At 57.7% G+C, this 7,607-nt stretch carries 11 protein-coding genes; 4 read left to right on the top strand and 7 right to left on the bottom strand.

Going from position 1 to position 7,607, the window contains the following annotated elements:
- Positions 1–7: 7 nt before the first annotated feature.
- Both ACIQUG_RS32535 and ACIQUG_RS32530 read right to left on the bottom strand, forming a co-directional pair.
- Positions 8–727 carry an ArdC family protein gene (locus tag ACIQUG_RS32535; RefSeq protein ID WP_402326434.1) on the bottom strand — a complete coding sequence of 240 codons (720 nt, stop codon included), beginning with the start codon at positions 725–727 and terminating at the stop codon, positions 8–10.
- 382 nt (positions 728–1,109) lie between these two features.
- Positions 1,110–1,343: a helix-turn-helix transcriptional regulator gene (locus ACIQUG_RS32530; protein WP_090301184.1), complete on the bottom strand. Its 234-nt coding sequence runs from the start codon at positions 1,341–1,343 to the stop codon at positions 1,110–1,112.
- Positions 1,344–1,488: 145 nt separating this feature from the next.
- On the opposite strand from ACIQUG_RS32530, the gene ACIQUG_RS32525 reads away from it, so the two are divergent.
- Positions 1,489–2,220: a hypothetical protein gene (locus ACIQUG_RS32525; protein WP_402326433.1), complete on the top strand. Its 732-nt coding sequence runs from the start codon at positions 1,489–1,491 to the stop codon at positions 2,218–2,220.
- Positions 2,221–2,237: 17 nt separating this feature from the next.
- The gene (locus ACIQUG_RS32520; RefSeq protein ID WP_402326431.1) at positions 2,238–2,651 is read left to right on the top strand and encodes a hypothetical protein; all 414 of its coding nucleotides are present in this window, start codon (positions 2,238–2,240) and stop codon (positions 2,649–2,651) included.
- 395 nt (positions 2,652–3,046) lie between these two features.
- Here the strand turns inward: ACIQUG_RS32520 and ACIQUG_RS32515 are convergent, their stop codons facing one another.
- The 4 genes from ACIQUG_RS32515 to ACIQUG_RS32500 form a co-directional block, all read right to left on the bottom strand.
- A complete protein-coding gene (locus ACIQUG_RS32515) occupies positions 3,047–3,364 on the bottom strand; it encodes a helix-turn-helix domain-containing protein (RefSeq protein WP_402326429.1) in 318 nt (105 codons plus the stop codon).
- A gap of 104 nt (positions 3,365–3,468) precedes the next feature.
- Positions 3,469–3,987: a hypothetical protein gene (locus tag ACIQUG_RS32510; protein ID WP_402326428.1), complete on the bottom strand. Its 519-nt coding sequence runs from the start codon at positions 3,985–3,987 to the stop codon at positions 3,469–3,471.
- A 41-nt stretch (positions 3,988–4,028) separates the two neighbouring features.
- Complete coding sequence (locus tag ACIQUG_RS32505; protein WP_402326427.1) at positions 4,029–4,547, bottom strand: hypothetical protein; 519 nt, start codon at positions 4,545–4,547, stop codon at positions 4,029–4,031.
- Between the two features lie 90 nt (positions 4,548–4,637).
- Complete coding sequence (locus ACIQUG_RS32500) at positions 4,638–5,057, bottom strand: SyrB-like regulator (RefSeq protein ID WP_402326425.1); 420 nt, start codon at positions 5,055–5,057, stop codon at positions 4,638–4,640.
- Positions 5,058–5,562: 505 nt separating this feature from the next.
- On the opposite strand from ACIQUG_RS32500, the gene acpP reads away from it, so the two are divergent.
- Entirely contained in the window at positions 5,563–6,000 is a 438-nt protein-coding gene (acpP, locus tag ACIQUG_RS32495) for an acyl carrier protein (protein ID WP_402326424.1), read from the top strand.
- Positions 6,001–6,006: 6 nt separating this feature from the next.
- Positions 6,007–6,957 carry a serine protease gene (locus ACIQUG_RS32490; RefSeq protein WP_402326423.1) on the top strand — a complete coding sequence of 317 codons (951 nt, stop codon included), beginning with the start codon at positions 6,007–6,009 and terminating at the stop codon, positions 6,955–6,957.
- A 48-nt stretch (positions 6,958–7,005) separates the two neighbouring features.
- On the opposite strand, the gene ACIQUG_RS32485 is transcribed toward ACIQUG_RS32490, so the two are convergent.
- The gene (locus ACIQUG_RS32485) at positions 7,006–7,488 is read right to left on the bottom strand and encodes a hypothetical protein (RefSeq protein WP_402326422.1); all 483 of its coding nucleotides are present in this window, start codon (positions 7,486–7,488) and stop codon (positions 7,006–7,008) included.
- Between the last annotated feature and the right edge of the window lie 119 nt (positions 7,489–7,607).

The following is a 7,607-nucleotide window of genomic DNA, read 5'->3' as shown; positions in this document are numbered from 1 at the left end:
GCTCTGATTATGCCGACTGGCCGCGCCGGTAGCTGGGGTTATTGCTAGCCTTCGGACACCGGCGCGGCATAATCCGGAACCCGGCATAATGGATGCATTCGTGCCCAAGGGTCGCCGCATGAGCTTCGGCCGAAACGAAAGCCTCGAAGACGGGCACTTGAATGAAGTCGCCAACCGGATGATAGAACGCTCTGTTGCCGCCATGGCGGATGTCGGCGCTGAGATTGGCGAAGAACCGATCGGCGGCTTCGATGCGCTGCTTATTCTCGGCGTCGCTCGGCTGGACGTCGGGTGCGGTGTAGTGCGGCGGCAGCCCGTCGATCTGGTCGGCATTGAACACATTGTAGCCCCTCATGAACGGGATGCGGCGTTCAATTTCCGCCCCTTCTTCGTCCGTCTCCTTGCGCTCGATCGCGTTAGCATAGACAACGAGGGTGGATTTCTCGCCCTTGCGCACACTGCCGCCGAGTTCCTGCGCCTGCCGAAATGTCATCCAGAAGCTCGAGCTATAGCCGCGCTCGGCCGCCGTCATCCAGAGCAAAACCGTGTTGATGCCGCGATAAGCGACCCCGTTGTGCCGCAGGGGGCGCACCGGAGTGCCGCCAGCACCCCATGGCTGCATCCAGGGCCGCGTACCAGCCTCCAGCTGCTCGACGATGCGCGCGGTGATGCGCTCATAGATGTCGCTTACGGCGGTGGTGGTCTCAGTTGCCTTTGCCTTGCCCATGTCCTTGCCCTTTCCTTGAACTCGCGAAGCGGGAGCCCTTCGCTCCTGCTTCCGAGCTCGTGCGGAACAGCGGGGGATTGGGGTGCAAGCGGCTGCGCGGGGACCCTGCTGCACGTAACGCAATGTCAGTGGAGTGGAGGAAGCTGGGCGGCAGGCGCTTGAAGGGGCGAAGGGGGCGGAGCTTCCCGGCCCCTCACCTCATGAAAATTGTGGCGGCACAAGCCGCGCGAAAGAGATTCGCCGCGCCGACCAGGAAGTGCGCGGATGACACGGGCTCACGTACGATCAGGTCACCCGTCGCGCGATGCGAGGAACTTTCGCGTTGAAAAAACTTCGCAGCCTTGCGAGGCCCGCACTGCAAATGAGGATAGGCTCACTGCAGCTAGTCGGATACTGTCCCCAGAGGCGGATGTTTGGGCTTAGAAAACCGGACGCCAGCCCCGCCCCCGTTTTCGGGGATGAACTCGATGCCCGCGGCTTCGAAGGCAATACGTATCGCCTCCAGCGTCGCCGAATACCCTGGGCGCCCAGCCTCAATCCGGGAAACCGTAGCGGCCGTGATATTGGCTCGACTTGCCAGATCTCGGACACCCCACTTCAAAGCAGCCCGCGCCATTCGGACCTGATCGGAAGTCAACATTATAACCTTGACATAATCTCTGGATGATTCAAACTCACTGCGATGGTCAAAGCGGCCACGAACGGTGCTTGCGACACCGTCCGTAGCCTGACCGCAATTCAAGCTTTAGGGAGCTCGGATCATGGCTGATTCTGAGATTAGCAGAACTTTGCCTGCAATTACGCGTAGAATTAAAGGCGCGGACGATGACGCCCCCAAAAACCTTCCAAACGGGATCGATCGTCGTAACCTCCTGCCCCTGGCCGCCCGCGTTCTGAGCGCGCGCATTGCGGATTTCGACAGGCGTAGAGAAAGCGGTCCAACGCCCGTCAGGGAGCTGTGGCCGCGCTGGTACGCGTACCATCATCACTGCCTCCGAGCCGCCCTCCTCCGAAAAAGGCTTGCTTCGGACATGCTGGCGGCCGCCGGCGCTTTGCCGATTTCCGAACTGGAAATGGCTGGAGACGACGGCGCCGTCCCAATCCGCTCATTGGCCGCCCTCCACCGCATTGCGCAGTTGGATGTCGGTTTCCAACAAGCCGAACTACGCGAGCGACAGAAGCGGTGGAAGGAGGCTGACCAGCGCCTCGGCTACAGTGCGATCGCCGCTCTCGAACAGGAACTCGCAGAACAGGCCGGGGTGCTAGGGCGGGTGATGTTGATCGCGCCAGTCTCCTCTGTAATCGAAATCACCGCAAAGCTTCACTGCCTGATCGTCACCCATGATCCGCGCCTTAAGCTCGAGGACGCCCCCTGGCCAGAGCTGCGGAGGGTGTTGACGGACCTGATCCGTATCACGGGGACGCAAAGTTCAAGAGTGTCCGCCAAGACGGCTGAAGACGCGGTCGAAAACGACCACGACGTTTCACCCTGACGGGAAGGTTTATCAGGATGGACCGGCGCGAAACAGCAAGTGCACGAGACCTTCTAAGCCTGGCGGCGCAATACAGAGTCGCCGCCGTCAAGCTGGGAGAGACCTCATCCAAGCGCACCGACCTTCCGCAACGACTGCTGGCCCTTCACGCCATCGAGCTTTATTTCGACGCTCTTCTTCTGACCAAAGGATTCGGTCACGACACGAGCCTCCAACATAATCTTGGCGAGCGGGCGCAAATAGCGGTGGCCGCGGGGCTTGTCCTGCGCAAACGCACCCTGGCGCACCTGTTGACGCTCTCCTCAAGCACACAGTATCTCGTCGTCAGGTATGCTCCTGAGCGGACGTCCACGCTCTCGCAGGTGAACAGGGCTATGGCGACACTTGAAGAGATCTCGAGGAAGATCCCGAAGATGGTGAAGTCGAAGTAATTGAGTGACTGAGTGACACTGACCGTCATGGATAGCGAAGTCATGGCGGCTTCCCCGAAGCGACAGCTTGCACGCATTCACTTCCCTTACCGAACCCTCGGGCGATCGCTCGATCTCACGTCGCGGCGGCTTCGGTCGCTCAATGGCAAGAGCGTCTTTGTCGGATGCAGGGCAGCCGGATGTATGGAGAAGTCGAACGCAAAGCCTTGATGACGAGATTCTAGGCAACCTTCCCGCTATACAGGCTCCGACGCGCCCTAGTCGGCGGGTGTGAGCGAATGTGCGCCGATGGACCAGTCGGAACGGTGTGACTGCGGTCGTTGGGCAACGGGACCCTGGGAGACGGCGGGAAGTGCGTGGATTTTTTAGAACTGACATTCCTGCCGCGTTGTCTGTCAGGCAACGTTCCCCGGAATCTGTGCCGCCAGCACGGCCTGAATCTCCGTGAGTTTGAATGCGATCTCTGGAGAAGCAATGGAGAAGCACATCCCTGCGGACTTCGCGCTGACCCGCAGCAGGCCGCTCTCGACCAGCGTATGGAGGTGCTTATAGACCAATCCCGACGGCAGGCCGACCGCGGCGGCGAGCCGGCCCGCCGACAAACGCCGATCGGCAAGAACCGTCAGCAGCAACAGCCTCTTCGGATGCGCGATCGCCTGCAAGAGTTTCGCCCCATCGTGGGCCTGCTGTTCGTTCAGTTCAATTGTCGTCATGGTCGGGTCCTGCCTTGATCGGGCGCGGTCTGCAATAGTCGTCCTCGTCGCAACGAGCTCGCTCAGATTGGACGGGCCTGAAGTCCGCCTGCGTTTTGCTCCGATCAGATGAACCGTTCGAGCATCCTTCGAAGCTGCGCATTCTCCTGTCGCAGCCGTGCCACCAGAAGCCCTTTCAGCCGGCGGTTTTCGTCTTCGAGCACGGCAAGATCGTCGACGGCAACTTGCTTTGGCGCATCCATGGCTGTTTGCCGTGTCGGACGCACACGCGCTTTCCGTGGGCGCTTCAAAGGCTGGGGCGCCATCGTCGCTACTGGAATCACGTGCAGGCTTGAAGCCTCTTCAGCGCGTTCCGACAGCACGGTGACCTCAGCCGCGGCGGCGAGATCGGCTACGAACGAGACGTTATCGACCGGGGTGGCTTCAACACGTTCTTCGGTAGCCTGCTGCGAAGAAAGGTCTACCGGTCGGCCGGCGACTGCAAACAAGTGTGGTGCATCACTCTCCGCCTCGCGCGCAAGCGCTTTCAGATCGGTATCGCCCCAGATAGAGGCTGGCCGGACTGCCGAACGGCGGCGGGGCGACTTAAATTCGACGATAAACTTTCGCTGCTGTTGTCTCATTGGTGTCCAAGGGCCATGAGCGGTTGGCGAGGCACGGCGCATCAAAACCGCTCAAGCATCTTTTTGAGTTGGGCGTTCTGCAAAGACAGTTTTTCTGTCAATTGCCGCCTCAGTTGTCGAATATCCTCGTCCAGGGCCAGAACCTCTTCAGAAAAGGTCATCGGCGGCGCAGGAACATGGGCGTTTGCAGTTCCATACTCGGCACGCGCGGCCGGCGCAACATTCCGGGCGATCGATCGTTTGCGCCGTGTTGGCCGCTTGATTGGTGTGCCTTCGGACGGATTTTCTTCAACGCGGGCCTGAGCCTGATCAGCGCGGCCAGTCGAGGGCGCGTTACCGCCCACCGTTTCGAACGGTGCGTCGAGGGGCCGATCATTTGCCGGTTCATTCGCCACGACAGCTGTCTGCGCAGCGGCCTGATCGATCGTGGCTATTGGCGCTTCGACGGCGGCGGCCGGGACTTCTTCCGGTGTTCTGGTCTCGATGTCGGGCGCGCTTGCAGGCTCGGTAGCCGTCCCTCGATACGCCAGATCACGCAGAAACTTCCATGGTGATTTCATAATGCCTCGTCACCCCGGGCTTTGCGGCCCGGTCCTTGAGATGGGATGACGAAGGCCGATCGCCGAAGCGATCGACCTTACAGGGAAGTCTCAGGCAAGCCCGAGCCGCTTGCGCAGATCGGCATTCTCCGTCCGCAGTTTTTCACTAAGCGCCTTGCGCAGCCGCGCATTCTCTTCTTCGAGCTGAAGAAGATCGGCAATGTCGTCCAACACCGGAACCGGTGCTTTCGCGGGCGATGTTGGTGCAGAGTGTTTTGCGGTGGTCTTGACAATGCCTTTGGCCCGGGTCTTGGAACCGGCCTTGGACTGCTCGGCGACCTTCAGGTCAGCCGGCGCTGCCTTGGGCTTCCTACCTCTCTTGACCTTCGGCGAGGCATCTGTCTCTTCCGACGCCACGTCCGAAGCAACCTTCTTCGCCCGCGGACCGCGCTTCTTCGGTGCGGCCACTTCGATCGGGGTGGTCGTTTCGGCAACAACTGCGTCGTCGACCGGTTTGATTTCGTCTGCCATGAATTTGGTCCCTCTTTAACCCTGCATACTTTTCCGATGGGCAAAGCGCAGAGTCAATGATTGCACTGGCCAACGCCGGACATCGACAATATCGGAGGCCCTATTGAAACTCTGGATCAATGGGGGCGTATCCGTCGACGATATGCGGCGTCGCTATGGGAAATTACTCCAGGAGCGCAACCGCAAAGGCAAGTCCGATTGAACGCGACCGAGAACGCCCGCATCGCTCGCTACGGGCCCGTATGCGCGTGACGGAATGATATGTCCCGCACTGCACCGTGATGATCACGCGCAGTACGCGAGAGAACGCGATGAGGCGGCGGCCTCACGTGTAATGGGAGTGGGAGACGTTTACCTAAATTAGAATTTAGTTGTAAAACGTTGCAGATTGTGTAAATTTAAACGTACACGCAGCGCGATTGTTTAGGCCCGGCGACGGCTCGCCATCAACTCAGTGCTGGTTCGATTGACCGCTCAGCGTTCGAGGTAATTCAATGAGGAATTAATGCAAAAGTATGCTCGACGTTCGCCGGGGGCAGTCTTCGCATTGCGTCTATGCGTGCTTACTCCTGCAAAAAGCACCCCGTCCCCTGCAGTAACGGCTGAACCCGCCTACTCTCATGGCAACCGCGGCTCACGAGTGCAGGATGTGCGAACGAATTTTGCTGAGATTAGTCATCGACTGATCGAATTAGTCAGCCAACATATGGGCATCCACGAGAATAAAGTTACTCTGGAAACGCGTTTTGTAGACGACTTGAATATTGATTCACTCGACGTTGTCGAACTCGTGATGGCGTCAGAAGAGGAATTTAGAATCCAAATCAGTGATGAAGAGGCTGGCGAGATACATAGCGTTACAGACGCGCTAACTCTTATACTTGCTAAGACGGCAGCAAACAGCCGTTCTAATGAGTATATTTGGGCTTCTAATAAAAAATGAACTTGAATGAGTCGGTCTTTGAGAGGTTGGTGCTCGATGGTCCGCTGTCTTATCGCCATCATCTGCATGTTCGGTTTCCCGGCGTTGATGCACGCTCAGTCTGAGAATGAGATCCGAGCAGTCGCAAGGATTTCGATAGTTGTTACAGCAACAGATCAGGCCCGAAAATACGGGTCGGGGTTTGCAATCGGCCGCGACGGATTTATTCTGACGGCCCGACAAGTAGTCGGTGATTTTGAACCTGCGAGAGAACTTATTTACGTTCAATTCGGAAGCCCAAATGCCCCACGGTACCGCGCCGAACTCAGCGACTGCTCATCTGGCGAAACCACGGACGCATGCCTTCTGCAAATGAGTGGCTCCGATTTGGCGTCGGCTGGGGTCAATACTTTTTCTCCATTGGGATGTAGATCACTTTCGGTTTTCGAGAGTATTGTTGCAGCGGGATGGCCAGGCTTAGAAGGAAACGAGCTTGATCGGGTCCAGGGTGATGTTACAAGCATTTTAGATAACTCTTTATATCGTACAACCGCCCTCGCTTCCAATGGCATGAGCGGCGGACCTGTATTTGATCGTTCAGGTAGGATAGTGGGTCTCGTGAAAAGCGAACCGAACGCGAACGAACCATTCACTCGTCTAATGATCACTCCGATGTTTCGAGTGCAGGCGTTGATAAGAGCGACGCCTCAGACATGCGAGACTAACTACGATCCTAATGCACCCTCTTCCGCACAGCCGCAGGTAGTGTTACCCCAGCCAGCGATGACATTTGTGATTTGCGAGGGACAAAATGAAGTTCGCTGTGGGCCATACCCATACGACTATTACGTTGGATGTTATCAGGTAGATAGTAAAATCGCTGAACTGTGCCGGGGACGGCCTGCACAACGTTCCTCGGTAAGACCTAGTGAAGGCGGAAATCGCTGCGGCTACGGGTGGGTTAGGGTGTCTTGCTAGTGGTTCGCAGCTAGACCAAGCAACCACCGATAAGCCAGACGCTGTTCATTAACCGCTGGCAAGCAGACAAACAGCTACCGCTGTACGCAATATATTGAGGTCTTCCACGCGATCCAAATATGCTTCCTCTGTGGCTGGCTGTTCTGCCAAAGTCTGCCTGAGAGAAGCAACAAGGCTTTTATAGTCAGGCAAGCTCCGGCTGAGTTTCTTGCGAAGGTTCAGGCGGACGTTTTGGATTGCCGTCGCCACGATCTCAATCGCTTCCGCATTGTGGTTGAAAGTGCTCTGATAGGGCTCTGCTGCTCTGCGTACGCAAATCAACTGCTCTGTTGCGTCTAGTAGCGCGGCACTGGTTTCCCCCGGCTTGAAATAACTAGTCGTCGCTGTGAGAGTGCCGGCTGCGAGCCCCGCGCCTTTGATGAGATCAAGGTGAGCATTATACAATAGGCCTCCAGCAGCCACCCCAGCTGCCGCAATGACGCTCAAGGCTGCTACGTCTTGTGCTGCTGACGCCTGATCCGACAGCGTCATGTAAGACTCTGCTAAGGCACCAGTGTATCTTATCGCATCCTGCAATGTCTCAACTTTCTGCACTGCGTAGGTATTAATTTCCGCGCGCCGCACAGTCGTTGCTCCTACACAGCTCTGAA

The organism is Ensifer sp. NPDC090286 (assembly GCF_044769565.1).
In the GTDB taxonomy this organism is placed as follows: domain Bacteria; phylum Pseudomonadota; class Alphaproteobacteria; order Rhizobiales; family Rhizobiaceae; genus Ensifer.
This window is presented reverse-complemented; position numbering and strand designations above follow the sequence as displayed.

Excerpts from the sequence above, each read along its gene's own strand:
- ACIQUG_RS32535 (WP_402326434.1), bottom strand. The coding sequence starts at position 727 with ATGGGCAAGGCAAAGGCAACTGAGACCACCACCGCCGTAAGCGACATC.
- ACIQUG_RS32530 (WP_090301184.1), bottom strand. The coding sequence starts at position 1,343 with ATGGCGCGGGCTGCTTTGAAGTGGGGTGTCCGAGATCTGGCAAGTCGA.
- ACIQUG_RS32525 (WP_402326433.1), top strand. The coding sequence starts at position 1,489 with ATGGCTGATTCTGAGATTAGCAGAACTTTGCCTGCAATTACGCGTAGA.
- ACIQUG_RS32520 (WP_402326431.1), top strand. The coding sequence starts at position 2,238 with ATGGACCGGCGCGAAACAGCAAGTGCACGAGACCTTCTAAGCCTGGCG.
- ACIQUG_RS32515 (WP_402326429.1), bottom strand. The coding sequence starts at position 3,364 with ATGACGACAATTGAACTGAACGAACAGCAGGCCCACGATGGGGCGAAA.
- ACIQUG_RS32510 (WP_402326428.1), bottom strand. The coding sequence starts at position 3,987 with ATGAGACAACAGCAGCGAAAGTTTATCGTCGAATTTAAGTCGCCCCGC.
- ACIQUG_RS32505 (WP_402326427.1), bottom strand. The coding sequence starts at position 4,547 with ATGAAATCACCATGGAAGTTTCTGCGTGATCTGGCGTATCGAGGGACG.
- ACIQUG_RS32500 (WP_402326425.1), bottom strand. The coding sequence starts at position 5,057 with ATGGCAGACGAAATCAAACCGGTCGACGACGCAGTTGTTGCCGAAACG.
- acpP (WP_402326424.1), top strand. The coding sequence starts at position 5,563 with ATGCAAAAGTATGCTCGACGTTCGCCGGGGGCAGTCTTCGCATTGCGT.
- ACIQUG_RS32490 (WP_402326423.1), top strand. The coding sequence starts at position 6,007 with ATGAGTCGGTCTTTGAGAGGTTGGTGCTCGATGGTCCGCTGTCTTATC.
- ACIQUG_RS32485 (WP_402326422.1), bottom strand. The coding sequence starts at position 7,488 with ATGACGCTGTCGGATCAGGCGTCAGCAGCACAAGACGTAGCAGCCTTG.